Source organism: Acidobacteriota bacterium (assembly GCA_020853395.1).
Classification (GTDB): Bacteria; Acidobacteriota; Vicinamibacteria; order Vicinamibacterales; family SCN-69-37; genus JADYYY01.
Genome location: JADYYY010000016.1, coordinates 137,357 through 164,318, shown reverse-complemented (window position 1 = coordinate 164,318; position 26,962 = coordinate 137,357). Strand labels below are relative to the sequence as shown.

The window sequence follows — 26,962 nt, the reverse complement described above, 5'->3', positions numbered from 1 at the left end:
TCCCGCGTCGAAGCCCTCATGCCGGCCCGGCGCCTTGCGTGTTGACGTAGATCGCGTAGAGCGACTGGCTCGCCACCATGAACAGGCGATTGCGCTTGGGACCGCCGAAGCAGATGTTCCCGCAGACCTCGGGCAGGCGAATGCGGCCGAGGAGCCGGCCGGCCGGTGACCAGATCGTGACGCCGTTGTAGCCGACGGCGCGGCCGGCGTTGCTCGAGCACCAGATGTTGCCGTCGACGTCGCACCGCACGCCGTCGGGCGCGCAGCGCACGCCGTCGACCATGCAGTCGGAGAAGAGCCGGTGATTCGCGAGCCGGTTGTCCGCGGTGACGTCGAACACGTGCAGGTCGCCCTTGCCGCCGGCGTGCGTGTCGCCGGGCCCCTTGCCCGTGCTCGCCACGTAGAGCCGCTTGAAGTCCGGAGAGAACGCGAGCCCGTTCGGATCCGGCACGAGGTCCTCGGTCGCCACGCGGTCCACGCGGCCCGACGGATCGACGCGGTAGATCGCGTTCGGCAGCTCGCGGCGCAGGCCACCAGCCTCGGCAGGTTGTCCGACACGCGTCCGCAGGCGCCCTTCAGGGTTGGTGGGACCGCCGCTGCGATCCGGCTGGCCCTCGTAGAGGCTCGCACCGTACGGCGGATCGGTGAACCAGCAGCTCCCGTCCGGATGCGCGACGACGTCGTTGGGCGAGCTGAGGTGTTTGCCCTCGAAGGCGTCGGCGATCACCGTGATGGTGCCGTCGTGCTCGTACCGCACGACGCGGCGCATGAGGTGCTCGCACGAGAGCTGCCGGCCCTCGAAGTCGAACGTGTTCCCGTTGCTGTGGTTCGCCGGCGCGCGGAACACCGACACGTGGCCGTCGTCTTCGAGCCAGCGGTGCTGCCGGTTGTTCGGGATGTCGCTGAACACGAGGAAGCGGCCGACGCTGTTCCAGGCGGGCCCTTCGAGCCACAACCCGCCGGTCCACAGCCGCTGGATCGGCGCGTTGGGCTGGACGAGCCGATCGAACGCCGGATCCGCCGAGAGCACGTCGGGATCGTTGAAGTAGAGCGTGGGCGGCGCGCCCGGAGCGAAATCCCTCGGCGGCATCGTCACGACGGTGGGCGGTCCGGGGTTCTGGGCGAAGACGGCCGGGCCGGCCGCGGCGGCCGCGCCCGCCGCGGTGCCGATCAGCCGCATGGCGTCGCGGCGCGTCGGCCGGGGATTGGACTTGCGGGTCACGCGAGGGCTCATGACCGGCCCTCAGTGCACGCGCGGCTCGCCGGCGCCGGCGGGCTCGATCGCGTGGAACACGTCGCGCACGCGCGTCTCGAGCAGCGGGACGATGCGGCCGACCACCAGCTCCTTGAACGCGGGCGTCTGCGTGTGCGCCTCGAACGCCGCGCGATCGACGAACTGCTCGTACAGCACGAACCGCCGCGGATCCTCCGCGTGCTGGTTGACCGTGAAGTACCGGCAACCCGCCTCCGACCGGGCGTGCGGAATCATCTGGCTCGCCAACGCGGCCACCTCCCGCTCCTTGCCTTCCTTCGCATACCACTGCGCGACGATCACGAACATTGATGGACCTCCGTCATCGGGTCATCGGGTCATCGGGCTATCGCATCGGGACATCGGACCATCGGGACATCGGCTATCGCATCGGGACATCGGGTTATCGGGACATCGGGGCATCGGCTATCGCATCGGGTCATCGGAGTATCGGGTCATCGCATCGGTTCATCGGACCATCGCGCGATGTTCGATGCTCGATGCCCCGATAGCCCGACCCGGCGTTCCGATCTCCCGATGCTCGATGTCCCGATGCCCCCGATCCGATGTCCCGATATTCCGATGTCCCGATGATCCGATGCTAGTGCGGGTACATGGCCATGTGCTCGGCGAGCACGTCGCGGCCGAAGTCGCCGTTGAACTCGCGCCACACGGAGTGGACGTGGTTGCCGTTGTTCTGCGTGTTGTTGTGCTCGATCACGAACGTCGGGCCCTGCACCTGATAGTGGTATCGCTGCCGCGGCTCGCTCGAGCCGGCCCAGGCGAACGTCACCTTCTCGATGCCCGCCGTCTTGATCCGGTTGAGCCGGTCGGCTGCGATGTCGGCCGGCATCACGTTCGCGTAGCTCTCGATCACCTTCATGAGCATTTCGCGCTGCGAGGCGGTCATCTGCGACGCGGCCAGCCCCCTGGGATTGATCGGATCGACGTTCAGCGTCGTGCCGGTCGCGATGTCGCCTCGCGGCGTCGCCGCGACGATCGCGGCGGAGCACTGCGCCGGGTTCAACGACTGCACGAGCGCGCGGGCCGTGTCTTCCTGCGCGGCCAGCGCGCGAAGCCCCGCGTTGGGCGCGCCCTCGGGCACGCGGGCCGGGTTCGCGCCGAGGAACTGCGGCGTCGTCGACACCGACACCTTGCCGTTGTCGACGCCGAAGCGCAGCGAGACGTGATGTCCCTCGACGCGCCAGCCCCAGGATCCCTTGCTCGACGGATCGCCGAACACGGAGAAGTAATACAAGTCGGGATCGCGGATGATCGGCGCGCCTCCGCCGCCGCCTCCACCAGCACGGCCGCCACCGCCTCGCGCGCCGCCGCCACCCTGGCCGCCACCTTGCCCACCGCCGCCGCCCTGGCCACCGCCCTGGCCACCGCCGCCACGACGCGCCTGCCCGGCCGCTGGAGCAGGAGCCGCGGCCGGCGCAATCGCGCTGAGGTCGCCGAGCCCGCAGGCCGCGCCGGGCGTCGGCGCCGGCGCGGCCGCGGCGAACTGGCCGATCGGCTGGCCGCCGGAACGCCCCGTCTCGTCGGCGCCTTCCGTCACCCGCAACACGAGCTCGAGGCTCATGATCGTCGTCGCCGTCGTGTACCCCACCTGGCTGAGGCTGGCGTGCAAGAGATCCTGCGCGCGCTGCCGCTGCACGTCGGTCATCTCCTTGAGCGGCACGCCATGGCGCTCGAACATGCTGGCGGGGATGAAGTGCCAGCGCAGCCATTCGCAATCCGCGCCGGGCGGCGTGGACTTGCAGCCGTCCGATGCGATCGGAAACGCGGCCTTCTGCCGCTGTTCCGGCGTGAGGCTCGCGAGAAACGCCGTGGCGGCTTTGACCATGCCGGGGGCCGAGCGCTGCTGCGCGACGACCGAACCGGCGAGCCAGATGCCGGCAGCGGCGACGCCGACGATGGCCCAGACGACGCGACGAGAGAGAGGCTTCATGACGAAAGGCTCCTCCGCAAGCTGATGGGGACTGGGCATCGTAGCACGCGGCCTCAGCGTGTGTTTCAAAACTCGGCGAGCGGGTCCTCCTGTCGCCGGACAGCCCCGCGTGGTGCCCGCACAACGCGCGTGATCACAGGCGTCGCCTGCGCGCCACGCGGGGCGGACCCGTCCGGCGCCACCCCCGCCGCAGGAGCTCGAAGCGCTCTCAGCCGCGGGTGCGCCGCGGTGAAGCTGACCGCCGGGGCCGACTCCCTGCCGCAGGAGCTCGGAGCGCCCTCAGCCGCGGGTGCCCGTTGTCCGGATTCGCACCGCCGTGCCCCACGGATCGGATGCCGTCCACCCGACTTCGTCCTGGTCGACCGGATGGCCATGAGCCCGCAGGCCGTCCGCCACGAGCGCGGCCGCGGCGCGATCGGGCAGCTCGAGATCCCACGACAGCAGCCTGGCCTGATCGTCGCGGGCCGGCCGGGCGGCGCCCCACGTGTTCACGCCGAGGTGGTGGTGATAGCCGCCGGCCGACAGGAACAACGCGCCGGGATACGACCAGACGACGCGGTCGAGGCCCATGGCGTCGTGATAGAAGGCCGAGGCCTGGTCGATGTCGCCGACGTGCAGGTGCACGTGCCCCATCACGGTGCCGGCCGGCGCGCCGGTCCACGGCCGTCCGCCCGCCTCGTCGATCAGCGACTCGACGTCGAGCGGCGCCGTCACCATGTGCAGCTCGCCATCGGCCTGTCGTCGCCAGCGCTCGCGCGGGCGGTCGGCGTACACCTCGATGCCGAGCCCGTCGGGATCGGACAGGTAGATCGCTTCGCTCACGGCGTGATCGGCGGCGCCGCTCGCGCGCCCCGAGGGCAGGACGTGGGCCGCGAACCGGCCGAGCGCCGCGCGATCGGGCACGAGCAGCGCGAAGTGATACAGCCCCCAGTTCGCGCGCCGCGGCACCGGCGTCGCGCCCCGGCGTTCCTCGATCTCCACGAGCACCCGATCGTCGTCGGACTTCGGCGCGAGCTCGGCGCGGCCCGCATCCTGCGATCGCACCTGCAGCCCGATGACGTCGCGGTAGTACGAGATGGAGCGCGCCAGATCGGCGACCTGCAACCGGACTCTGCCGGGCCTGGCGAACGGCGAAATGGGCATGACGTCGACGTCGTGGCCGATGACCGGCTTCCCTGCCGCCGCGCCGGGCGCGACTGGCGCCGCGCTCAGCGGCCGAGCTTCTGACGCGCCAGCGGCCCGACGAGCGGGCCATCGGCCGACAGGCGCGCGTCGGTCGCGTCGGCCGCCTTCGTGAACGCGGCACGCGCGTCGGCCGTGCGGCCAGCCGCTTCGAGGGACAGCCCGAGCAGATAGGCGACCGTGCCGGCCGACACGCCCGGGCCGGCCGGCAGGTCGGCGGCGCGCAGTTCCGTCTCGGCCTCGGCGACGTTGCCGACCCGTAGCTGCGCAATCGCCAGGTTGACGCGCGCCGCGGCCTTCTCGAGCGCGTTCGACGACGACCGCACGAGCTGCTGCAGATCGACGATCGCGCGGTTGTACGGCAGCCGGCTGTCGCGGAGCGGAAGCGTATCGGGCACGAGCGCGATGGCCCCGGTGACGGTTCTCGCGGTGCCGTCGGGCGCTCTCACGTCGAGCGGCAGATCGAGCGCGCCGGGCCGGAGCGCCGCGATCCGGCCGCGCAGATCGCGGACCGTCGCGACCGGTGCGCCGCCGGCCCCGACGATCACGTCGCCGACCGCCAGTCCCGCCGCCCCGCCCGCGCCGCCGACGCGAACGACCACCGCACCCGGCACGCCGTCGACGTCGACGACCGACGTCCCCATCGACGGCCGGACGACCGGCGGCAGCGGCGCGCTGAGACGCTCGACCGCGCGCGCGCGCGATGCCGGATCGGCGGGCCGGAACGTGAGCAGATCGGGTTCGGCGCTGCCGGCGGCGAGGATCGCCACCGACAGCTCCGAGCGATCGGTGCCGGCCGCCACGGCGGCGACGCCCTGTGTGGCGAGCTTGGCGCTCAGGCGACGCGACAGATCGCGCACGACGTCCTTCGACGTGCGGCTGCCTCCGGGCGCGAGCGGGTCGAGCCAGTTGGCCGGCACGTTCTCGCCGGCCAGCGCGCGTTCGAGATCGGCCGCCGCCGGCGCGTACACGAGCGCGTTCGTGGCGGCCGCGAGCGCTCGCTCGGCCTCGTCGCGCAGATCGGCGGCCGCTGCCTGGGCGCCGACGATCGCGAAGGCCGGCTCGAGCACCGCGTTCAACGCGACGCTGTCGCCCGTCTTCCATTCGCGCCGATCGACGTACCGGCCGCCGGCGCCGCGCACCTCTATCACGTGACTGCCGGCGCACAGGTCGCTGATCTCCGCGGGCGCCGAGCCCTTGGCGACGCCGTCGAGGAACACGGCGGCGCCCGCCTCGCTCGCTTGCACTCGTACCGACGCGACGGCCGGCGTGAGGCGGAGAGCGTCCAATTGCAGATCTTCGGGCCGCGCCACCGTGATCGTGCGCTCGACGTCCTGGAAGCAGGCGCGGCGGAGCTGCAGCCGATGGGGGCCGGTCGGCAGATCGCCGATGACGAGCGGCGCGGACGGCCCGGGCGCCGCGGCTCCCCGCGCGGTCGTGCCGCGCGACGTGCCGTCGAGCCACACCTCGACGCCGTCGGGAATCGACGAGAGCGTCAACGTCGCCGACACGCGCTCCATCACGAGCGCGAGCGTCGTCGACTCGCCGGGCGCGACGGAGAACCGCTGTTGCAGCGGCGCGTAGCCCTGGCGCGTCGCCGCGGCCTGGTGGTCACCCGCGGCGAGGTCGACCGGCGCCTGGTCGGGTCCGAGCGCCACGGTGCGGCCGTCGATCTGCACCTCGCCCGCCGGCGTCAGCGACATCAGCACCTGACCGACGACGAGCTTGCGCACCGAGTCGAACGAGGCGACCACGCGAGGCGAGACGCCCGCGGCGAGCTTGTATCCGGGGTTGAGGGCGAGCAGCGCGGAGAAGTCCTGCTCCGCGCCTTGCGTGTCGCCGAGCGCGAAGCGCGAGCGCGCGCGCAGCTCCAACACCTGGGTGAGCAGATCGGGCCGCGACGCCTGGCCTCCCGGCGACAGCGCGAGGATGAGCCGATCGAACAGCGGCAGCGCCTGGTCGTACTGGAATGCATCGAAGAGCCGCCGGCCCTGGTCGAGCAGGAGCTCCAGCGTGCCGGCCGGCGCCTGCGGTGCGGCCGGCGCCGGCAGCGGCACCTGCGCGGCCGGACGAGCGGGCCCGGTGAGGAACGTCGCCGCCACGAGCGCGAGGCCGCGCCACCATCGCGAGGTCATCATCATCGGTACACCAGCACGCGTGCGGCGCGTTCGTCGAAGACGTACACGGCGCCGCTCGTGTCGAGCGCGAAGGCCGTCGCGCGCCGCAAGCCGGCCGGGCTGTTCTCGGGTTCCGAGAAGATCGTGAGCAGCCGGTATGGGCTGGCCGGCGCCGCGGTTCGCCCGGCTGGCGAGGCCGCGGGCGCCGCGCCCGATGGGGCCGGCGGAGCCGCGTACGGCGAGAAGACCGCGATCGCGTCGCGGCCGAGGACGTACAGATGTCCGAGCGCGTCGAACGCGAAGTCCACCGGATTCGACAGCTCGTATCCCGGCCCCTTGAGCGGCACGCGGCTCGTCACCCGGCCGGTGGCGTCGTAGAAGAGGACGGCTTTCTCGTCGCGGTCCAGCGCGGTGATCTCGTCGAGGCTGCTCATCACCAGCTTCGAGACCTTGGCGAGGGCGAACGGCCCGATGTACGCGCCGGCTCGGGAGAACTGCTGGATGCCGCGCTCGGTCTCGTCCATGACCAGCCAGTCGCCGTTCGCGACCTGCACGGCCGCGTCGGCGCGTTTCAACGGCTCCTGTGCGCCGGTCCCGCGCGTGACGACGAGCGGGACCGATGGGCCGGCGAGAGGCCGCAGCGCCGCCGCCTCGAGCACCCACACGGCACCCGTCATGTCGACGACGAGATTGCGGGGCTTGAGCCCGGTGCCGAACGCCGGCGCGTCGCCCGGCAGCACGACGCCGGCCACATCGTCGTTCGCCCAGTAGAGCGCGCCGCGCGCGGTCATCGCCAGCGCCTTGACGTCACGCATTCGCGCCGGTCCCACGGGCTCGGCCGCGAGAACGAACGGCGGCCGCCGCGGCGGGCGCACGTACAACCGGTGGAGAATCGAGATCCTCGACAGCGCCGTGGCTGCCGCGGGCGACTCCGGATACTGGTCGCGGACGCGCTGGAGGTGCTCGAGCGCGGACACCGGATCGCCCAGGCTCAGGAACACGCGCGCGCTCGAGAGATACGCGTCGGCGGCGGCCGGATTGTCGGGGTACTCCAGCGCGACGCGCATCAGGTTGCCGAGCGCCGTTTCGTACCGGCCGGCGAACCAGTGCGCCTCGGCGGCCAGCACGAGAGAGCGCGGCACGACGTCGGAGGCCGGGAACAGCCGGATCACGCGTTCGAAGTTGGCGAGCGCCGCGTCGAGATCCGCCGCGGCGTGGCCGCGCGCGAGCGCGAGGCGGCCGGCCATCAGGTAGGCCTCCGGCGCGGAGTCGGAGGTCGGATACGTCTTGAGGATCGCCTCGACGGCCGCGGTCGCTTCCTTGGTGTCGCCCGCCGTGTCGAGGTAGTACCGCGCGATTTCGAGCAGCGCGTTGTCGGCGACCGAGCTCGTGCCGTGCGTCTCGGCGACCGCCTTGAAGTCCTTCAGCGCCTCGACGTAGTTGCCCTGGCGCACGAACGCGCGGCCGCTCTCGAGCTGCCGGCGCGCCACCTCGTCGTCGGCGCCCGCCGACTGCCCTGCCCGCGCCGGCGCGGCGGCCACCGGCAGGATGACGCTGATGCAGAGCGCGAGGCTCCAGGGTCGCAGCGCGGAGAACGTCGTCGGCATGGAGATCCTGGCTACGGCTGAGGCGGCCCGAAGGTGACGCGCTCGCTGCCGCCCGGAGCGATCGACACTCTCTGGGGCGGGGCCGACTTGCCGTCGGGGCATTTTAGCCCCACCGTGTACGAACCGGCCGCCACGGGCTTCCGGGAGATCGGCGGGAACCCGGCATCGCGCCCGTTGATCATCACCGAGCAGGTCTCGACGGCCGAGAACACCGTGAGCGTGCCGGGCGGCGGGATCTGCCGCTCGTTGCGCCCCTGGCCGAAGTCGAGCGGCACGGCGTAGCTCAGCAGGTACTCGGAGCTGCGCGCCGTCACGGCGGCGCCGGGCTGGACGGTCAGCTCGTGCCGCGTCGCGGCCTGGGAGACGACCTTGCCGCCCTGCACGAGATCGAAGGCGTACGGCCCGGAGACGACGAGCGTGACGGGCCCGGTCTTCCGGCTGAAGTTGAACGTGATCGCGCCATCGCGCACGTCACGGTCGGTCACGGCGGCGGCGCTCGGCTCGTAGCCGGCGAGCGCGAGCGTCAGCTTGTCGCCCGCGCTGACGGTGACGGCGGCCGGCGTCAGCTTGCCGCTGTCCTGCCCGTTCACGCTGATCTTCGCCCCCGCGGGCTTCGAGGCGATCATCACGGCCGCCGAGGTCACCGCGCCGGCCGGCGACGCGGCTGGCGCGGGACCGCTCGCCGCCGAGGGCTCGGTCGGCGCAGAAGATGCCGGCGACGCCGACGGCGCCGGCCCGGCGGCCGGCGGCGTCTCCGCCGTGCCGCGGCTCATCACGTAGGCGCCCGCGGCGACCGCGATCACGACGGCCGCGACGGCGCCGATGACGAGCGGCCTCGATCCCGACTCGGCCGCGCGCTGCCTCGGCGCGGCGTCCGCCGCCGCCTCGACGGCCGACGGCCGCATCTTCGCGTTGAGGATCGGCTGCTGCGCGCCGGTCGCCGTGCGCTCGCGCAGGACGGTCGCGTGGAGCTTGCCCGTGCCCTCGGCCGATGACGCGCCGGCCTGGTTCAGCGGCAGGTCCAGCATCATCTTCGTCATCTGGAGATCGGCCGCCATCTCGCTCGCGCGGCTGTACCGCTCGTTCGGGTTCTTCTGGAGGGCGCGGTCGACGATCGCGTAGAGCGCGTCCGGCAGGTCCGGGACGAGCTCGCTCAACGCCGGCGGGTCGACGTGCATGATCTGGTAGACCACCGCCGTCGGCGCGTCGCCGGCGAACGGCTTGCGGCCGCTCAGGAGCTCGTAGAGCAGCACGCCCACCGAGAACAGGTCGGCCCGGCCGTCGACCGGCTGCCCCATGATCTGCTCGGGCGACATGTAGCTCGGCGTGCCGAGGATCGACCCGGTCTGCGTCGCCGATCCCACCGCGAACTTGGCGATGCCGAAGTCGAGGATCTTGACCGTGCCGTCCTCGAGCACGCGGATGTTGCCGGGCTTGATGTCGCGGTGCACGATGCCCTGCTCGTGCGCGTACGCGAGCCCGTCGCAGACCTGCGCGGCGATGTCGAGCTTCTGGGCCAGCGAGAGCGGCTGGTCGCTCCTGAGCAGCGCGTCGAGATCCTTGCCGCTCAGGAACTCCATCACGATGTAGGGCGCGCCCTCGGCGTCTCCCAGCTCATGGATGGTGACGACGTTGCGGTGCTGGAGCCGGGCGACGGCCTTGGCCTCGCGCTCGAACCGGCCGCGAGCGGCCGGGTCGTTCGTGAAGTCCACGAGCATCATCTTCAGCGCGACGTCGCGCTCGAGCATGGGATCGTGCGCGCGATAGAGCACCCCCATGCCGCCACGGCCGACGAGCTCGAGGATCTCGTAGCGTCCGATCTTGCTCGGCGTCGAGCTCATGACGCGGACACCAGCCGGGCGTGCTGCTCGCGCAGCGCGCCGAGAATCTCGAGAATCCTGGCCCGGCGAAACGGCACGACCTTCAGCACGTCCGAACCCCGTTCCTGAAACAGCGGCAGCTCGCGCAGGTACGGCACGGCCGCCACGTCCTCGTCCGGCCCGCCGCGCGCCACCCGCTCGCGGATGAGCCGCTCGGTGTCCTGGTACAGCTCCGCGGCGCCCAGCGCCAGATCCCGCGTCTGCCGATCCCACGTCTGGCGGAATCGCGTGACGCCGGCGAGCAGCTCGATCATCCGTTGGTACCGGCGGGCCGGATCCTTCTCGAGCGCCGTCATCACGAGCGCGGCCAGATCGGCCGGCACGTCGGCGCCGAGCGGCGGCGGCTCGACGCTCATGACGTTCTGCAGGATCTGCGGCAGCTTGTCGGCGGCGAACGGCTTGCGGCCGCTGAGCAACTGGTAGAAGACGGCGCCCGCCGAGAAGACATCGGAGCGCTCGTCGACGACCTGCCCCATGACCTGTTCGGGCGACATGTAGTCGGGCGTGCCGACGATCAAGCCGCTGCGCGTCAGCTTCGACGAGGCGATCCGCGCCACGCCGAAGTCCAGGATCTTGATCTGGTTATCGGCCGTGACGAACAGATTCGCAGGCTTGACGTCGCGGTGGACGATGCCGCGCGCGTGCGCGAAGGCGAGCCCCTCGGAGACGCGCGCCATGATGTCGAGCTGCTGTTCGGTCGCGATCAGCGGCGTGCGGGCGAGCAGCGACGTCAGGCTCTCGCCCTGCAAGAGCTCCATCACGATGTAGGCGCGGCCGCCCTCCTCGCCGAAGTCGTAGATCGTGATGATGTTGCGGTGCGTGAGCTGGCCGGCGGATCGCGCCTCGCGGAAGAATCGCTCGCGCGTCTCTTCCGAGACGTCGACGTCGGACACGAGCATCTTCACCGCGACCGGCCGTCCGAGCACCGAGTCGCGGCCGCGGTAGACGACGCCCATGCCGCCGCGGCCGATCTTCTCGACGAGCTCGTACCGGCCGACCCGGGCCGGCATCGCGGCCTCGCCGGGCGCGGGCGTCGCCGGGCGCGACTCCGTCATGCGGCGCCCACCTCGATCACGAGCGCGGTGATGTTGTCGGGCGCCTCGGTCGCGAGCGCGTCCTCGAGCAGCCGGTCGGCCGCGGCGCGCGCGCTCGGCTCGCTGGCGAGCACGCCCGCCATCGCGCCGTCGCTCAGCGCGCCGTGCAGGCCGTCGCTGCAGAGCAGCAGGCGATCGCCGGGCGCCAGCGTGCGTTCGGCGACGTCCATCTCGAGCGGCTCGCGCGCGCCGAGCACGTTCGTGAGCACGTGGCGCATCGGATGCGACGCGAGCGCCGCCCTGTCGGCGCCCGGCTGGCGGCCGAGCACGGTGGCCACCCACGAGTCGTCTTCGGTGATCTGTTCGAACCGGCCCTGGGAGAAAAGATAGATCCGGCTGTCGCCGACGCCCGTGAAGGTGACGAGCGGGCCGGTGAAGAGCGCCGCGACGATCGTGGTGCCGAGGCCGGTGTACTCGTCGCGGCTCTCGCCGGCCTTGAACACGCGCCGGTTCGCGAGCTTGACGGCCGTCATGAGCCGATTGGCCTGGAACGACAGGTGCGGGTCGAGGCCGTACGGCCAGGTGAAGTCCTCGCCCTCGCGCGAGAGCACCAGGAATCCGCGGATCGCCTCGACCGCCAGCCGGGACGCAACTTCGCCGGCGTTGTGGCCACCCATCCCGTCGGCGACGAGGTACAGGCCGAGGTCCGGGTCCGCGAGCAGCGAATCCTCATTGGTCGGCCGGACGCGTCCCGGGTGGGTAACGCCATGGGCGGTCAGCATCGGCTGGGGACCTTTCTTCGAAGGACCGGCACGACACCTGCGCCGGCTGCCAGCGGAATACTAACGTAATTCGGCGTGCGGGTTGCGGCCAGAACGCGGCAGATGTGCAGACCGCTTCACATCTTCGTGACGGTCAGGTCGTCGTCGCCAGACGGACGCGCGCCGGGCGCGGACGCCGGCGTGTGCGTGGCCGTCGCGGCCGACGAGTCCGACGAATCCGACGAATCCGACGAGCTGCCGTCCGGATGCGCCGGGCTCTCGCGCGCGCCGGAATCGCCCGGCCTGGCGATGGGCGGACCGAACGGATCCCAGGCGGGAGCGGCGGGCGCGTAGTCGAAGCCGGCGAGCGCCGCGAGCTCGCGCAGCAACTGCTCTGCCGTGGCGAAGCGATCCGCGGGATGCGCCGCGAGCGCGCGCGCGCCGAACGACGCCCAGCCATCCGCCGACGCGCCTCTCGCCGCCAGGACGTGCGGCAGCGGACCGGCCGACACGACCGGCGGCTCGTCCGGACGCCCGGGCCGCGCGTCGTCGCCGAGCAGCGCCACCGCGAGCGCGCCGACGGCGAAGACGTCGGCGCGGCCGTCGCCCGGCGTGCCGCCGGCGATCTCCGGCGCGCAGTACGGCGACGGCGGCCGGCCGGCCGATCCGCGCATCGCCGTCACGACCTGCGCCACGCCGAAGCCGCCGATGCGGATCATCGTGTCCGCGCCCAGCCGAACGTTCGTCGGCTTGAGATCCTGGTGAGCCACACCCTGCCGGTGCGCGTAGTCGATCGCCTCGGCGATCTGACCGAGCATCGTCATCGCACGCTCGAGATCGCGCGGCCCCTCCTGCGCGAGCACGTCGGCGAGGCTGGAGCCGTCGACGTACTCGCTGGCCATGAACAAGCCCGACGAACAGTCGCCCGCGTCGAAGAGCGGGACGATGCCCGGGTGCATGAGCACGCCGATGCGCTGCATCTCCTGGAAGAACCGGAGCGTCAGCGCCTGGCTCTCGTCGGGGTTCAGCGCCGGCCAGTGGAACACGCGAATGACGACCGAGCGTTCGATCAATGGATCGAAACCGTGGAACGTCTCGCCGACGGCGTCGGCCGCGAGACGCGCGCGGATGCGATACCGCCCGATGAACGCGGGACCGTCCGGGCGACCGGGGACGTCGGCGTCGGCCATCTCAGTACCGCCGTTTCAACTGCCGCATCAGATCGAACTTCGCCGTGTCGGCCACCGCCATGACCGCCATGACGCCGGCCTGCACCGGATCGCTCACGACGAGGTCCGCGGCGTCGGGCACGCTGCCGGCCATGTTCAGCGAGATCACGCGGAGCCCCTGCCGGCGCACCTCTTCGACCGCCTCGGTGATGTCGCCACCCATGAGCGAGCCGGCCAGCACCAGCAGCTTCACGCGCGGCAGGCTGACGACGGCGCGCACCGCTGCCGCCAGCTCCTTCTCGCCGACGAGCGGGATCGTGTCGATCGAGATGCGCTCGCCGCGGATGTTGTGCCGATCGGCCTCCGCGATCGCGCCCATCGCCACGAAGCCGACCTGCGCGCCGCCGCCCATCACGATGATGCGCTTGCCGTAGATCTTGACGAAGGCCGGCATCTCGTCCACGCCCGACACCCCCGGCACGGCGGCAAGGTCGGCGAGCACGCGGCCGCTCGTGCCGTCGTCCACCGTGAACTCGAAGTAGATCGTCGGCCGGTCGTCGGTGGTGTGGAGGTCGATCGACGTGATGTTCGCGGCGTGATCGGCGAAGACCCTGGTCAACTGGAACAGCAGCCCGGGGCGGTCGGCGGCGGTCACGACCACGGCGTGCAGCGACATGCGTGCTGAATCTACCATGCGGGGCGCGGGCGGCGGACCGGCCACACCCGACGGCCGAAACCCTTTAGACTTGTGCCGTGCGGGTACGGTCTCGTCCGTGGATCCTGGCGCTCGCGGCATCGCTGGCCGCGCTCGCGGCAGGCGCCTGCCGGCGCGGCGCGGAACCGGCGGCGGCCGCCGGCCCGGTCGGCGTGTCGGTGCAGGCCGCGCGCCTCGAGACGCTGCGCGACGCCTTCACGGCCTCGGGGACCGTCGTGCCGTCGCCCGCGGGCGAGCTGACGATCGTCGCTCCCGAAGCCGCGCAGATCGCGGAGCTGCCGAAACACGAAGGCGAGGCGGTCGCCACGGGCGATCTGCTGGTACGTTTCGAGATTCCGTCGCTCGCGCAGGAGCTGGCGGCGCGCGAGCTCGCCGTCGCGGATGCGGCCGCGCGCGTCGAGCGCGCCAAGGCCGAGGTCGCCCGGCTGTCCACCCTCGTCGATCGCGGGATCGCGGCGCGCGCGACGCTAGAGGCCGCGCGGATCGAGCAGACCGCGGCCGATGCGGTCCACGCGCAGGCGGTCACCCAGCTCAGGGCCGCGACGATCGAGACCGATCGCGCCACCGTGCGCGCGCGCTTCCCCGGCACCGTCACGCGCGTCTTCCGCGCGGTGGGCGAGTTCGTGCGTGCCGAGATCGATCCCGTCCTCCAGGTGATCGACCCGGCGCGCTACCAGGTCGCGGTCGACCTGCCGATCGCGCAGATGGCGCGCGTGATCCCCGGGCAGACCGCCGTGGTCAGGCCGATCGCCGGCGCGGCCGACATCGCCGCGACCGTCGCGCAGAAGTCGACCATCACGGATCCGACGGCGCCCACCGGCCAGGTGCGGCTCGCGCTGAGCGACACCACCGGCCTGCAACTGGACGCGCCGGTCAGCGCCGAGATCCTGCTCGATCAGCGCACGAACGCGCTGGCGATCCCGACGTCCGCGCTGCTGCGCGACGACCTGTCGCCGTTCGTGATGATCGCGGGCGACGATCGCCGCGCCCATCGCCGCGATGTGCGTCCCGGCCTCTCGACCAGCACGCTCACGGAAATCGTGGCCGGCCTGGAGGTCGGCGACCGCGTCATCGTCGGCGGCGCGGCCGAGCTGGCCGAAGGCACGGCCGTGTCGTTCGTTGACTGACCTCGTGCCAGCCCGTCGCCGCGTTCGTCTCGCGCCGCCCTCCGGAGGGGCCGTTGTCGTCCGTCGCTGCCGCTAGGATGCAACGCACCGGGCTGCGGCGCTGGCTCATGGCGGGCCCGAGCGAGCGCGGCGAGGCGCACGAGCGGCCGCACACGGCGCCCTGGTGGCAGGTCGTCTGCCTGACCGGCGTCGACTACTTCTCCACGCTGGGCTATCAGCCGAGCATCGCGTTCGTCGCGGCCGGATTCCTGTCGCCGTTCGCGACGCTCGTGCTCGTGCTGCTCACGCTGGCCGGCGCCCTCCCGGTGTACCGCCGGATCGCCGCGCTCAGCCCGAACGGCCAGGGCAGCCTCTCGGTGCTCGAGGATCGGCTGCCCCGGTGGCGGGGCAAGGCGATGGTGCTCTGCCTGCTGGGGTTCGCGGCCACGAGCTTCATCATCACGATCACGCTGTCGGCCGCCGACGCGACGGCGCACATCATCGAGAATCCGTTCACCCCTGCGTGGATGCGCCACCCGGTCGTCATGACGGTGCTGCTCGTCACCGCGCTCGGCGGCGTGTTCCTGAAGGGCTTTCGCGAGGCGATCTGGCTGGCCGTCGCGCTCGTCGCCGTCTACCTGGTCGTCAACGTCATCATCGTCGGCTGGGAGGTCATCGCGATCGTCCGCCATCCGTCGCTGATCGCGGCGTGGCGATCGAACCTCTACGCGCAGCAGCCGGAGCCGTGGATGTGGGCCGGCCTGTCGGTGCTGCTGTTCCCCAAGCTGGCGCTCGGGCTCTCCGGGTTCGAGACGGGCGTGGCCGTGATGCCGCTCGTCGCCGGCGACGGCGACACCGACGAGGCGCGCCTGCAGTCGCGCATCGCCAACACCCGCAAGCTCTTGACGACGGCCGCGTGCATCATGAGCGTGCTGCTCATCGGCAGCTCGCTCGCGGTCACGATGCAGGTGCCGGCGGCAGCGCTGGTGGACGGCGGCGAAGCGGACGGCCGCGCGCTCGCCTACCTCGCGCACCGCGATCTGGGGCACGGCTTCGGCACGCTCTACGATCTCGCGACCATCGGCACGCTCTGGTTCGCGGGGGCCTCGGCGCTCGCCGGCCTGCTCAACCTCGTGCCGCAGTACCTGCCGCGGTACGGCATGGCCCCCGCCTGGGCGCGGGCCACCCGGCCGCTCGTGCTCGTGATCACGGCGATCTGCATCGTCGTCACGATCGCGTTCGACGCGGACGTCAACAAGCAGGGCGGCGCCTACGCCACCGGCGTGCTCGTGCTGATCACGTCGGCGGCCATCGCGGTGACGCTGGCGCAGTCGGCGCGGCGGCGGGCGTTCTTCGGGATCGCGGCCATCTTCGTCTACACCACCGTCGTGAACGTGATCGAGAAGCCCGAAGGCGCGAAGATCGCGGGCGCGTTCATCGTCGGCATCATCCTGTCGTCGCTCGTCTCGCGGGTCGCGCGGTCGATGGAGCTCAGGATCGAGGGCGTCGAGTACGACGAGGTGGCGCTCGGCTTCATCCACGAGGCCGCCGGTCGCCGATCGCTGCGGATCATCGCGTCGCGGCCGAACGGCGGGACGCGCGAGGCCTATCAGCGCAAGTTCCAGAACGCGCGCCACACGCACCACCTGCCGGCGACCGACGTCGTCCTGTTCCTCGAGGTCCGCCCGGGCGACGCGTCGGCGTTCTCGGAGGTGCTGCACGTCAGCGGCGTGCGCGTGGGCGAGTTCAGGATCCTGCGCTGCACGAGCCCCGCGGTGCCGAACGCGATCGCCGGCCTGCTCCTCGATCTGCGCGACCGGACCTACGCCATCCCCCACGCCTACTTCGGCTGGACCGAGGGCAACCCGATCACGTACGTGCTGCGGTTCCTCGCGTTCGGCGAGGGCGACACCGCGCCGGTCTGTCGCGAGGTGCTCCGCCAGGCCGAACCCGATCCCATGCGGCGCCCGCGGATCCACGTCGGCTGAGCGCGGGCCAGCCTCGGACCGGAACGTCACCGGTGCGCGACGTCAGCGCGCGTGGCCGTGCTCGAGCGCGCGCACGAGCCGGTCGAGCAGCGCCGCCTGCGCCGGATTGATGAGCGCGCGGGCCTCGTCGATCGAGAAGAACTGGATCCGGTCGATCTCGGGGATGGAGATCTGCCGTCCGGATCGAGGCGGCCACTCGGCGGTCGTGAGCATGCTCACGAGACGGGCGGGATCGCAATCGCCCTCGAACGCCCACGCGTGCACGACCTTGCCGCTGCGTTGGACGACCTGCCCCAGCGGAATGTACGGGCCGCGCGGCTCGAATCCCGTTTCCTCGCGGAACTCGCGAATCGCGCTGTCGGACGGCTGCTCGCCGTCGTGGATGCCGCCCTTCGGGATCGTCCACGCGCCTGCGTGCTTCCCCTGCCAGAACGGCCCGCCGGGGTGCGCGAGCAGCACCTCGAGCCGGCCGGACCGTCGCCGGAACATCAGGAGCCCCGCACTCTGCTTCGCGGCCATCTCGATCAGAGGATCACCAGAGGATAGAACGAGGCGCCCGGCATCGGCCGGCCGCCGGCCGACACGACCGGACTACGTCGTCGTCGCCAGCCGCTCGATCGACCCGTCGCGCTCGTGCAGGCGCATGAGCTCGAGCCGGACGGCGTCGACGAGCGCGCGCCAGCTCGCCTCGATGACGTTGTCCGACACGCCGACCGTCGTCCAGCTCGTGCGGTGATCGGACCACTCGATGAGCACGCGCACCTGGGCGGCGGTGCCCTTGTAGGAGTCGAGGACGCGCACTTTGTAGTCGGTGAGCCGCACGTCGGTGATCTGCGGGTACAGCTCCGACAGGCACGACCGCAGGCAGACGTGCAGGGCGTTGAACGGCCCGTGTCCCGACGCCGCTGCCTCGTGGACGCCGTCGTGCAGCCGCAGCGTGACGGTCGCGGTGGCGTCCGAGACGCCGCCGCTCGAGCGCATCGACACGGTGTAGTGATCGACGTCGAAGAACTGCAGGCCGGGTTGGAGCGCTTCGCGCACGAGCAGCTCGAAAGTGCCTTCGGCGGCCTCGAGCTCGTAGCCCTCGTACTCCATCTGCTTGATGCGCGCGAGCAGCGATCGGCGCGCCGCCTCGTCGAGCTTCTCGGCGAGCCCCTGTTCCTTCAGCTTGTAGGTGATGTTGCCGCGGCCGGCAAGGTCGCTCACGAGCACCCGCTGCTGGTTGCCGACGAGCTCCGGCACGATGTGTTCGTAGGTGGCGCGGTCCTTGAGCACCGCGGCCACGTGCACGCCGCCCTTGTGCGCGAAGGCGCTGCGGCCGACGAACGGTTGATCGCTCGGCAGCGGCAGGTTCGCCAGATCCGCGATGAACCGGCAGGTGCCGGTCAGCGCTTTCAGCCGGTCGGGCCCGATCGTCCGATGGCCGAGCTTCAGCTCGAGGTTGGCGATGATCGAGGCGAGGTTCGCGTTGCCGCATCGCTCGCCGTACCCGTTCAGGCATCCCTGGACGTGGGTCGCGCCGGCCTCGATCGCCGCGAGCGCGTTGGCCACGCCCAGGTGCGAGTCGTTGTGCGGGTGGATGCCGATCACGCCGTCGAACCGCTGCCGCACGTCGCGCACCGCGTGGCCGAGCCGATCGACGAGCGTGCCGCCGTTCGTGTCGCACAGGCACAGCACGTTGGCCCCCGCACGCACGGCCGCCTCCAGCGTGCGCAGCGCGTAGTCGCGGTTGGCCGCGTACCCGTCGAAGAAGTGCTCCGCGTCGTAGACGACCTCCTTGCCGTGCGCCTCGAGGTGCCGCACGGTCTCGGCGATGAGCGCGAGGTTCTCCTCGAGCGAGATCCCGAGCGCGCGGTGGACATGGAGATCCCAGGTCTTGCCGAACACGGACACGACCGGCGTGCCGGCGCTGACGAGCGCCGCGACGCTCGGGTCCTCGTCCACCCGGTACTTCGCCATGCGCGTGGCGCCGAACGCGGTGAGCCGCGCGTGCGTCAGCGGGAGCGCGGCCGCGCGCGCGAAGAACTCCTTGTCCTTGGGGTTCGACCCGGGCCAGCCGCCCTCGATGTAGTCGATGCCGAGCTCGTCGAGCTTCCGGGCGATCAGCAGCTTGTCGTCGACGGAGAACGACACGGCCTCGCCCTGGGTGCCGTCGCGCAGCGTCGTGTCGAAGGTGAAGATCCTCATGACGCAGGAAAAACTGTACCCGATCTGCCGTCCACCGTCATCCGCGCGCCGGCTCGGGAAAAACTGGGTATTCTACCCGGCATGCTCGCACGCTTCCGCTGGCTGCCCGTCGTCGCTGCGATGTTGGCGCTCGTCTTCACCGGTGCCGGCCTGCCCGCGCAACTGCGCCTCCACCCGATCGACGGGCAGGCGGGCGACGTGCAGCTCGAGCTGCTCCTGCGCAAGCTCCGGACGACCGGCACGTTCATGGCGACGACGGCGCATCCGGACGATGAGCACAACGCGCTGCTCGCGCTGATGGCGCACGGGCTCGGCCTGCGCACCGTGCTCGTCACGGCGACGCGGGGCGACGGCGGCCAGAACGAGATCGGCCCCGAGATCTTCGACGCGCTGGCCGTGCTCCGCAGCGAGGAACTGCTCGCCGCGCACCGGTTCGACGGCGCGGAGCAGTACTTCACCCGCGCCGTGGATTTCGGGTTCTCCTTCAGCATCGACGAGGCCTACGAGAAATGGGGCCGCGAGGCGATCGTCGGCGACTACGTGCGCCACATCCGCGCGATCCGGCCCGACGTCATGGCCGGCTTTCTCTGGGACGGCACGGCGGGCGGCCTGCACCACCAGGCCTCGACGCGCATCGCCGCCGAGGCGTTTCGCGCGGCGGCCGATCCGGCGCGGTATCCAGACCAGATCGCCGGCGGGCTGCGGCCATGGCAGCCCGCGAAGTTCTACTACACGGTCGGGGGCGGAGGCGCCGGGCGGGGCGCGGCGGTGGCGACGACGCCGGTCCAGACCGTGACGTACGATCCGACGCTCGGCCGCACCTACGAGGAAGTCGGCGCCGAGGGGCGGTCGATGCACCGCTGCCAGGACTTCCCGCAGTTGCTGCCGCTGCCCGGCGGCGGCAGAGGCGGGCGCGGCTATCACCTGCAGGACTGCACGATCCCCGGACAGCTCCAGCGCGAAGAGCGAACGATGCTCGACGGGCTCGATCTGTCGCTGACCGGTCTCGTCCGGTTCGCCGCGCCCGTACCGCCCGCACCGCTGCAGTCCGCGCTCGACGCGCTGTCCAAGACGGCCGACGAGGCGCACGCAACGTTCAAGAGCGCGGGCGCGACGGCGGCCATCCCACCGCTGGCCGCCGGCCTGCGGCAGGTGCGCGCGCTCCGCGCCGCCCTCGAGGCGATGGCGATCGACGAGTCGCGCCGATGGGAGATCGACTTCCGGCTCGCTCAGAAGGAGCGGCAGTTCCAGGACGCGCTGATTGCGGCCGCGGCCGTCCGGCTCGACGCCGTCGCTGACGATCTGATCGTCACGCGCGGACAGCCGGTCGGCGTCACGCTCCACGTCGCCAACCGCGGGCCGGCGTCCGTCCGGCTGACGCGCGCCGACGCGGGCGGCACGCGGACGTCGCCGTGCGGCCTGCAGGACCTCGCGCCGGGCGACGCGCAGGTGTGCAGCGAATCGGTCGTCATCCCCGGTAACGCGCGCTACGCGGACGTGCCGTTCACCCACGAGCCTGGCGCCGCGCGCTACGTCTACGGGCCGGACGTGCCGTTCGGCGCGCCGTTCGCGCCGACGCCGTTCACCGCCCATTTCGGCTTGACGATCGGGGGCGGGCTCGTCGAGAAGACGCTGCCGATCGAGGCGCGCGACGGCAACGACATGATCGCCGGCGAGAAGCGCTCGGAGCTGCTCGTGACGCCGCCGGTATCGGTGACGCTCGCGCCCGACCTGCTCGTCGTGCCCGTCGGCGCCGCCAGCCGCCGCGACGTGCGCGTGACGGTGCGCAACAACTCACCCGGGCCGGTGAGCGGCACGCCTCGCCTGCTCGTGCCGCAGGGATGGACCGTCACGCCCGCGCCGAAGGTGGTCTCGCTCTCGCGGCCGGACGAAGAGATCACCGTCGCCTTCACCGTGACGCCGCCGGCGACCGCGCGCCAGGGTCAGACGGCGATCCGCGCGCAGTTCGAGACCGGCACGGATCCGATCGGCATCGGCTACCAGACGATCGAGTACCCGCACATCCGGCGGCGCCTGCTCTTCCGCGAGGCACGGGCGCTCGTGAACGTCCTCGACGTCCGCGTCGCCCGCGGCCTGACCGTCGGCTACGTCATGGGCGCGGGCGACCGGATCCCGCAGGCGATCGAGCAGCTCGGCGTGCCGGTGACGCTGCTCGGCGACGACGACCTCGCCGCCGGCGACCTGTCCCGTTTTCGCGTGATCGTCACCGGCGTCCGCGCGTACGAGAACCGGACGGCGCTCGTCGCCAACAACCAGCGCCTGCTGCAGTACGTCCGCGACGGCGGCGTGCTGATCGTCAACTACAACCGCCAGGCGTTCAACGACGCGCAGTACGGGCCCTATCCCGCCAAGACGTCGTCGAATCGCGTCACCGACGAGAACGCGCCGGTGCGCGTGCTCGCGCCAGCGCACCCGATCTTCACCGCGCCCAACCGCATCGGCCCCGACGCCTGGGCCGGGTGGGTGCAGGAACGCGGGCTGTACTTCCTCGGCGAGAAGGCACCGGAGTACACGGATCTGGTCGAAATGGAGGACCCCTTCTCGAACAACCCGGGCCCGAAGCGCGGCGCGCTGGTCGAAGCGCGCGCCGGCAAGGGCCGGTGGATCTACGTCGGGCTCGGGCTGTGGCGGGAACTGCCGGCCGGCGTGCCGGGGGCGTACCAACTGCTCGCCAACCTGCTGAGCCTCGGCGCCGCGCCGGCGTCTCAGCCGTCGCGCGGTGCCGCACCGCCCGCGACGGCACGCTGAGCCGCCGGGCGCCGTCCATGCGCTCGACCCGCTGGCTCGCCACCGGTCTGTTCTTCGCGACGTTCTCAACGCTGCTGCTCGAGATTCTCGACGCGCGGCTGCTGTCGGTGCTCACCTGGTATCACCTGTCGTTCTTCGCGGTGTCGCTGGCCATGCTCGGCATGGCCGCCGGCGCGGTGTTCGTGTTCCTCCGGCCCGCGTTTGCCGGCGAGCGCGCGCGCACGACGCTCGCGACAACGGCGCTCGTGCTCACGTGCGCGATTCCGGCGTCGCACCTGTTGACGCTGTCGTTGCCGTTCCTGCCGCTCACACGCGTGACGCCGATGGAGCTGCTCTCCGTCGGCTGGTCGACGATCGCGCTCGCCGTGCCCTTCGTGCTCTCCGGCATCGTCGTGACGAGCGCGCTCACGCGGTGCGGCGGCCCGATCGGGCGGCTGTACGCCGTCGACCTCGTCGGCGCGGCGACGGCGTGCGCCCTCGTCGTGCCGCTGCTCGAGCGGACGAACGTGAGCTCGGCCATCCTGCTCGCAGGATCGGCGGCCGCGGCGGCGGCCTGGTGCTTCGCGCGATTCGCCGGACGACGAGGGACCGCGGCGCTCGTGCTCGGCGGCGCCATCACCGCGACGGCCATCGTCAACACGACCGGGACCGAGTTGTTCCAGGTGATCTATCCGAAGAACCGGCAGTTGTGGCTCACGAACGCGCTCAACGCCGTGACGCGCTGGAACAGCCATTCCTACGTGCTCGTGCAGCGCCCGGGCGACGAGCCGGCGTTCATGTGGGGTCCGGGCATCGGCGCCGAGCGCTTCAGGAACCGCACGGCCTGGCTCGCGATCGACGGCGAGGCCGGCACGCCGATCACCCAGTGGAACGGCGATCCGGCCGCGCTCGAATGGGTGAGCTACGACGTGACCGCGCTGCCCTACTCGCTGCGCCACGGCGACGTGGCCGTGATCGGCGTCGGCGGCGGACGCGACATCCTCTCGGCGTTGTGGGGACGGAACCCCAGCATCACGGGCATCGACGTCAACCGGATCATGATCGACCTGCTGACCGGCAGCCACCGGGACTTCGCCCGGATCGCGCTCCAGCCGCAGGTCACGCTCGTGCACGACGATGGCCGTGCGTACCTGACGCGGACCGATCGGCGCTTCGACGTGATCCAGATGTCGCTCGTGGACACGTGGGCGGCGACCGGCGCCGGCGCCTTCACGCTCTCGGAGAACGGCCTCTACACGCTCGATGCGTGGCGCGTCTTCCTCGACCGGCTCGAGCCCGGCGGCGTGCTGAGCGTGTCGCGCTGGTTCGATCCTCACAACGTCTCGGAGACCAGCCGGCTGGCCGCGCTCGGCGTGGCCGCGCTGCTCGATCGCGGCGTCGCGGCGCCCGCCGATCACCTGCTCCTCGTGTCGCGCGGTTCGGTCGCGACGCTGATGATCTCGACCGCGCCGTTCACCGGCGACGACGAGCGCCGGCTCGACGCCGTGGTGTCGCCGCGCGGGTTCACCGTGCTGCTCGCGCCGTGGCGCGAGGGCACGGGCCTGCTCGGCCGGATCGGCCGGAGCACGACGCGCGACGCGCTGGACCGCGCGACGGCCGATCCGTTCTACGACTACTCGCCTCCCACCGACCGCCGGCCCTACTACTTCAACATGCTGAAGCCGCGCGCGATTCTCGCGCTGTCGACGCTCGGCCAGAGCGGCGCGCTCAGCGGCAACCTGCGCGCCACGCTGATGCTGCTGACGCTGCTCGGCATCGCCACCGCGCTCGTGCTCACCATCATCGTGTGGCCGCTCGCGCGAGCCGGGCGGCCGCCCATGCCCGGCGGGCGCTTCGCCTGGTCGATGGCCTTCTTCGCCGCGATCGGCTTCGGGTACATGCTCATCCAGATCGGGCTGCTGCAGCGGTTCGCGGTGTACATCGGCCACCCGACCTACACGCTCGCGATCGTGCTCTGCTCGATGCTGCTGTTCACCGGGCTCGGCAGCTTCGCGTCCGAGCGCCTGTCGCTCGCGGGCCGCGCCGTCCGGCTCGTGCCGCTCGCCGTCGCAGCGGTGCTGCTGCTCACCGCGCTCGCGCTGCCGTCCGTGCTCGCGCGGACCGTCACGGCCGGTCTCGCCGCCCGCACCGGCTGGGTGCTGGCGTTCACCGCGCCGCTCTCGATGCTGCTCGGCCTCTGCTTTCCGATCGGCGTGCGTCTGCTGAGCCGCACGCCCTCGGTCACCGCCTGGGCGTGGGGGATCAACGGTGCGTTCGGCGTGCTGGCGTCGATCGCCGGCGTCGCGATCTCGATGTGGATCGAGATCGACGGGAACTTCTGGATCGCCGCCGCGCTCTATGCGGCGACGACGGCTCCGCTCGCGACGATGCTGCGCGCGCAGCGGACCGACGAAGAGGGAGCCGAGGCCCGTTCTTGAGGAAGGTGTACGCGGGAGCTCGTGCGCCTAGCGGCGCGAGAACCCGAGCGTGATCGTGCTGCCGGCGTCGACGTCGCTCTCGAACCGCGCGTCGCCGCCGTGCTGCTGCGCGACCGCCTTCGCGGCCGCGGCGCCGAGCCCCGCGATCCAGCCGCCCGGCCGCTCCGCCCACGTCGCATCGAAGAAGCGCTGCGCGACCTGCGGCGCAACGACCACATCGTCCTGCGTGATCTCGACGGTGCGGAGCTCGCCGCCCGCCGCCGCCGCCGACAGCACCAGCGTGGCCCCTTCCGGCTGGCCGAGCACGCCGATCGTCGCGATGATCGCGCCCGTCAGCCCGGCGATCACGCTCGACTCGTCGACCGAGACGACGGCGTTCCAGTCGGAAGCCTGCACCTCGAGCGACACGCCGAGCAGGCGGCATTCGGCGGCCCAGCCGCCGCGCACCTGACCGAGCAGGAACGCGAGCGGGCGCGGCCGGATCTGCGTGCGCGCCGTGCCGGCGAGGATCGCGTTCGCTCGGAGCGCCCACGTCGCACGCCAGACCTGCGACTTGGCGAGATCCACGTTGACGCGCCGTGCGAGGCGCGACGCGTCGCCGGAGAGCGCCGCGACGGCGGAGTCGATGGTCGCGAGATCCTCGGCGAGCTGGGCCAGCAGCCTGTCGGTGCGATCGCGGGCATCCGCGCGATCGGCGTCGCCCCGCGACGCGTCGGCGAGCACGCGCTCACGGCGGGACGTCAGATTGTCGACGTAATGGGCGTCGGCCCGCATGCGATAGCCGGGCGGCAATCCTTCGCGCTCGGCCTTCGACGGCTTCGGTTCGAACTCTGCTTCGTCTTTGAATTGATCCTGCAGGGCGGAGCTGGAACCGATACTTCCCGGGTCTTTATCGGACACCTCGGATGGCCTCCCGTACGAATCGAGCGCACGCATCGTAGCAGACCTGCACGCAATTGCACAGAGCACGATCGCGGCGATCGCGCGATCAGACCTTGAACCCGATGCCGCGCATCAAGCGCAGCGCGTTGCTCGTGCGCACGAGCCCCGGGCGGATGCGGTAGTCGAACGCGAGCGTGCCGTCGAGGAGCTGATCCTCGAAGTGCACGTTGGCCGCGGCGGGCGCGAGCCGCTCGGCGATCTCGGCGAGCGCGAGGTCGTGCGTCGTTGCGAGACCGACGGCGCCGGAGGCCGCGAGCGCCGCGAGAAGCGCTTCGGCGCCCACGCGCCGGTCGTGCGAGTTCGTGCCGCCGAGAATCTCGTCGAGCAGGAACAGCACGTGCCCGCGGCGACCTTCCGCGAGATCGGCGATGCGCTTGAGCCGCTGGATTTCGGTGAAGAACCTCGACCGGCCGTCGAGGAGCGAGTCGTGGATGCTGATGGAGGCGCCGATGTCGAGCGGCGTCAGCACGAGCCGCGCGGCGCGCACGGGCGCGCCCGCCTGAGCGAGCACGACGTTCACGCCGAGCGTGCGCAGGAGCGTGCTCTTGCCCGACATGTTGGAGCCGCTGACGATCAGCAGCCGCACCGGGCCGTCGCCGAGCGACACGTCGTTCGCCACGGCGCGCTCCGGCAACGCCGGGTGGGCGATCGCCTCGGCCGTCAGCCTCGGCGGCCCGTCGGCGATCTCCGGAAACGCGTAGTCCGGATGTTCGGCCGCCAGCGTCGCGAACGCGAGCAGCGCCTCGAGCTCGCCGACGGCCGCGAGCCAGCGCGTGAGCGCCGGGCCGCGGCGCGCTCGCCACGCCTCGACGGCGCACGCCCACTGCGTGGTCCAGAGGACGAGCGACGCGGGCAGCGCGAAGAGCACGTTCTCGCGCGACGCGAGCATGGCGACGTACTGCGACAGCCGGCGGATCTCGCCGGACGCCACGTCGTCGCCAACGATGTCGGCCTGCAAGCGCCGGAGGTGGTCGGTCTGGAACCGCTCCCGCTCGAGGATCTCGAGAAGGCTGGCGAACGCGTCGAGCTCGTGTGACGGCTCGTCCACCGCGTGCGCGACGTCGTGCACGCGGTTGCGGAAGATCTGAGCGGCGAGTCCCTGCGCCGCCAGCACCGCGAGCACGACGTAGGCGAGCGGATCCCTCAGGTCGCCGCCGGTGCGGACCAGCCAGAGCGCGAGCGTCGCGATCGAGATCGCGGCGAGCACCGGGAACAGCAGGCGGATCGGCCCGCCCGGCAGCCGCCGGGGCGACGAGGCCCACGCGCGCAGGAGCCGCGCCTTGACCTGGTCGCGCACGGCCTGCCCCACGACGGCCACCGCTTCGCGCAGGTCCAGGCGCGGCGACAGCTCGCGCACGGCGGCCTGGCGCGCGCGGACGACGTCGGGCGGCGCCGGGGCCAGGAGCCAGCGCGCGAGCGTCTCCTCGCCTTCGTCCGTCCGCACCGTCGCGACGAGATCGAAGAGGCTGCCGCGCCCGAACAGGTCGAGGTCGCTGGCGTACAGATGATCGGCGGGCTTGAAGCGGTCGCCGCTGCGGCCGCGGCCGGCCCATCGGCCCGCCAGCCGATCGAGCGCACGCTCGTAGAACGCGATCGCGGCTCGAGCGGCGTCGCGCCGGTTCAGCAGCCGCGCGTGCAGGAAGGCGACGACGAGCAACGCGCCGATGGGCAGGGCCAGCCAGGCCGCCGCGCCCCAGCCGCCGACGCCGATCGTCGCGATCGCCGCCGCGGCGAGACCGAGTCTGACGTAGCTGAAGCGCGCGTGCACGCGTTCGAGCGCGGCGAGCGTTCGCCGCCGCTCCTCGAGCCGCGACGCGTACTCAGCGTGCATCGCCCATCCTCGATCGGCGCACCGAGAATCGGCTCAGCCGGCAGTCTCCGA

At 71.9% G+C, this 26,962-nt stretch carries 19 protein-coding genes; 4 read left to right on the top strand and 15 right to left on the bottom strand.

The genetic code is table 11. The features are described from left to right. Positions 1 to 16: 16 nt before the first annotated feature. The 11 genes from IT184_15500 to IT184_15450 form a co-directional block, all read right to left on the bottom strand. Positions 17 to 1,234, bottom strand: a complete 1,218-nt coding sequence (locus IT184_15500; GenBank protein ID MCC7010212.1) for an SMP-30/gluconolactonase/LRE family protein — start codon at positions 1,232 to 1,234, stop codon at positions 17 to 19. Between the two features lie 9 nt (positions 1,235 to 1,243). Continuing rightward, positions 1,244 to 1,561, bottom strand: a complete 318-nt coding sequence (locus IT184_15495) for an antibiotic biosynthesis monooxygenase (protein ID MCC7010211.1) — start codon at positions 1,559 to 1,561, stop codon at positions 1,244 to 1,246. Between the two features lie 292 nt (positions 1,562 to 1,853). Continuing rightward, positions 1,854 to 3,206 (bottom strand): DUF3500 domain-containing protein, encoded by a 1,353-nt coding sequence (locus tag IT184_15490; protein MCC7010210.1) that lies wholly within the window; start codon positions 3,204 to 3,206, stop codon positions 1,854 to 1,856. 279 nt (positions 3,207 to 3,485) lie between these two features. Next, the gene (locus IT184_15485; protein ID MCC7010209.1) at positions 3,486 to 4,349 is read right to left on the bottom strand and encodes a VOC family protein; all 864 of its coding nucleotides are present in this window, start codon (positions 4,347 to 4,349) and stop codon (positions 3,486 to 3,488) included. A 65-nt stretch (positions 4,350 to 4,414) separates the two neighbouring features. Further along, positions 4,415 to 6,529 (bottom strand): PEGA domain-containing protein, encoded by a 2,115-nt coding sequence (locus IT184_15480; protein MCC7010208.1) that lies wholly within the window; start codon positions 6,527 to 6,529, stop codon positions 4,415 to 4,417. Next, on the bottom strand, positions 6,526 to 8,112 hold the full coding sequence (locus IT184_15475; GenBank protein ID MCC7010207.1) for a tetratricopeptide repeat protein: 1,587 nt from the start codon (positions 8,110 to 8,112) through the stop codon (positions 6,526 to 6,528). The genes IT184_15480 and IT184_15475 overlap by 4 nt, the downstream gene beginning before the upstream one ends. Before the next feature lie 11 nt (positions 8,113 to 8,123). Then, on the bottom strand, positions 8,124 to 9,953 hold the full coding sequence (locus IT184_15470; GenBank protein MCC7010206.1) for a serine/threonine protein kinase: 1,830 nt from the start codon (positions 9,951 to 9,953) through the stop codon (positions 8,124 to 8,126). Beyond that, on the bottom strand, positions 9,950 to 11,047 hold the full coding sequence (locus tag IT184_15465; protein MCC7010205.1) for a serine/threonine protein kinase: 1,098 nt from the start codon (positions 11,045 to 11,047) through the stop codon (positions 9,950 to 9,952). The genes IT184_15470 and IT184_15465 overlap by 4 nt, the downstream gene beginning before the upstream one ends. Beyond that, on the bottom strand, positions 11,044 to 11,808 hold the full coding sequence (locus IT184_15460; GenBank protein MCC7010204.1) for a serine/threonine-protein phosphatase: 765 nt from the start codon (positions 11,806 to 11,808) through the stop codon (positions 11,044 to 11,046). The genes IT184_15465 and IT184_15460 overlap by 4 nt, the downstream gene beginning before the upstream one ends. A gap of 116 nt (positions 11,809 to 11,924) precedes the next feature. After that, on the bottom strand, positions 11,925 to 12,977 hold the full coding sequence (locus IT184_15455; GenBank protein MCC7010203.1) for a serine/threonine protein kinase: 1,053 nt from the start codon (positions 12,975 to 12,977) through the stop codon (positions 11,925 to 11,927). A gap of 1 nt (position 12,978) precedes the next feature. After that, a complete protein-coding gene (locus IT184_15450; GenBank protein ID MCC7010202.1) occupies positions 12,979 to 13,632 on the bottom strand; it encodes a DUF5612 domain-containing protein in 654 nt (217 codons plus the stop codon). A 77-nt stretch (positions 13,633 to 13,709) separates the two neighbouring features. Here IT184_15450 and IT184_15445 point away from each other — a divergent pair, with 77 nt between their 5' ends. Both IT184_15445 and IT184_15440 read left to right on the top strand, forming a co-directional pair. Then, the gene (locus IT184_15445) at positions 13,710 to 14,798 is read left to right on the top strand and encodes an efflux RND transporter periplasmic adaptor subunit (GenBank protein MCC7010201.1); all 1,089 of its coding nucleotides are present in this window, start codon (positions 13,710 to 13,712) and stop codon (positions 14,796 to 14,798) included. Between the two features lie 179 nt (positions 14,799 to 14,977). Continuing rightward, a complete protein-coding gene (locus tag IT184_15440) occupies positions 14,978 to 16,765 on the top strand; it encodes an amino acid transporter (protein ID MCC7010200.1) in 1,788 nt (595 codons plus the stop codon). Between the two features lie 42 nt (positions 16,766 to 16,807). Here the strand turns inward: IT184_15440 and IT184_15435 are convergent, their stop codons facing one another. Further along, positions 16,808 to 17,284 (bottom strand): NUDIX domain-containing protein, encoded by a 477-nt coding sequence (locus tag IT184_15435; GenBank protein ID MCC7010199.1) that lies wholly within the window; start codon positions 17,282 to 17,284, stop codon positions 16,808 to 16,810. A 72-nt stretch (positions 17,285 to 17,356) separates the two neighbouring features. Next, entirely contained in the window at positions 17,357 to 18,952 is a 1,596-nt protein-coding gene (locus tag IT184_15430) for a citramalate synthase (protein ID MCC7010198.1), read from the bottom strand. An 81-nt stretch (positions 18,953 to 19,033) separates the two neighbouring features. Between IT184_15430 and IT184_15425 the strand changes: the two genes are divergently transcribed. Beyond that, positions 19,034 to 21,721 carry a PIG-L family deacetylase gene (locus IT184_15425; protein MCC7010197.1) on the top strand — a complete coding sequence of 896 codons (2,688 nt, stop codon included), beginning with the start codon at positions 19,034 to 19,036 and terminating at the stop codon, positions 21,719 to 21,721. A 17-nt stretch (positions 21,722 to 21,738) separates the two neighbouring features. Beyond that, positions 21,739 to 24,138: a class I SAM-dependent methyltransferase gene (locus tag IT184_15420; GenBank protein ID MCC7010196.1), complete on the top strand. Its 2,400-nt coding sequence runs from the start codon at positions 21,739 to 21,741 to the stop codon at positions 24,136 to 24,138. A 27-nt stretch (positions 24,139 to 24,165) separates the two neighbouring features. On the opposite strand, the gene IT184_15415 is transcribed toward IT184_15420, so the two are convergent. Beyond that, positions 24,166 to 25,038 (bottom strand): hypothetical protein, encoded by an 873-nt coding sequence (locus tag IT184_15415; protein ID MCC7010195.1) that lies wholly within the window; start codon positions 25,036 to 25,038, stop codon positions 24,166 to 24,168. Positions 25,039 to 25,126: 88 nt separating this feature from the next. Then, complete coding sequence (locus tag IT184_15410; protein ID MCC7010194.1) at positions 25,127 to 26,911, bottom strand: DNA mismatch repair protein MutS; 1,785 nt, start codon at positions 26,909 to 26,911, stop codon at positions 25,127 to 25,129. Positions 26,912 to 26,962: the final 51 nt, after the last annotated feature.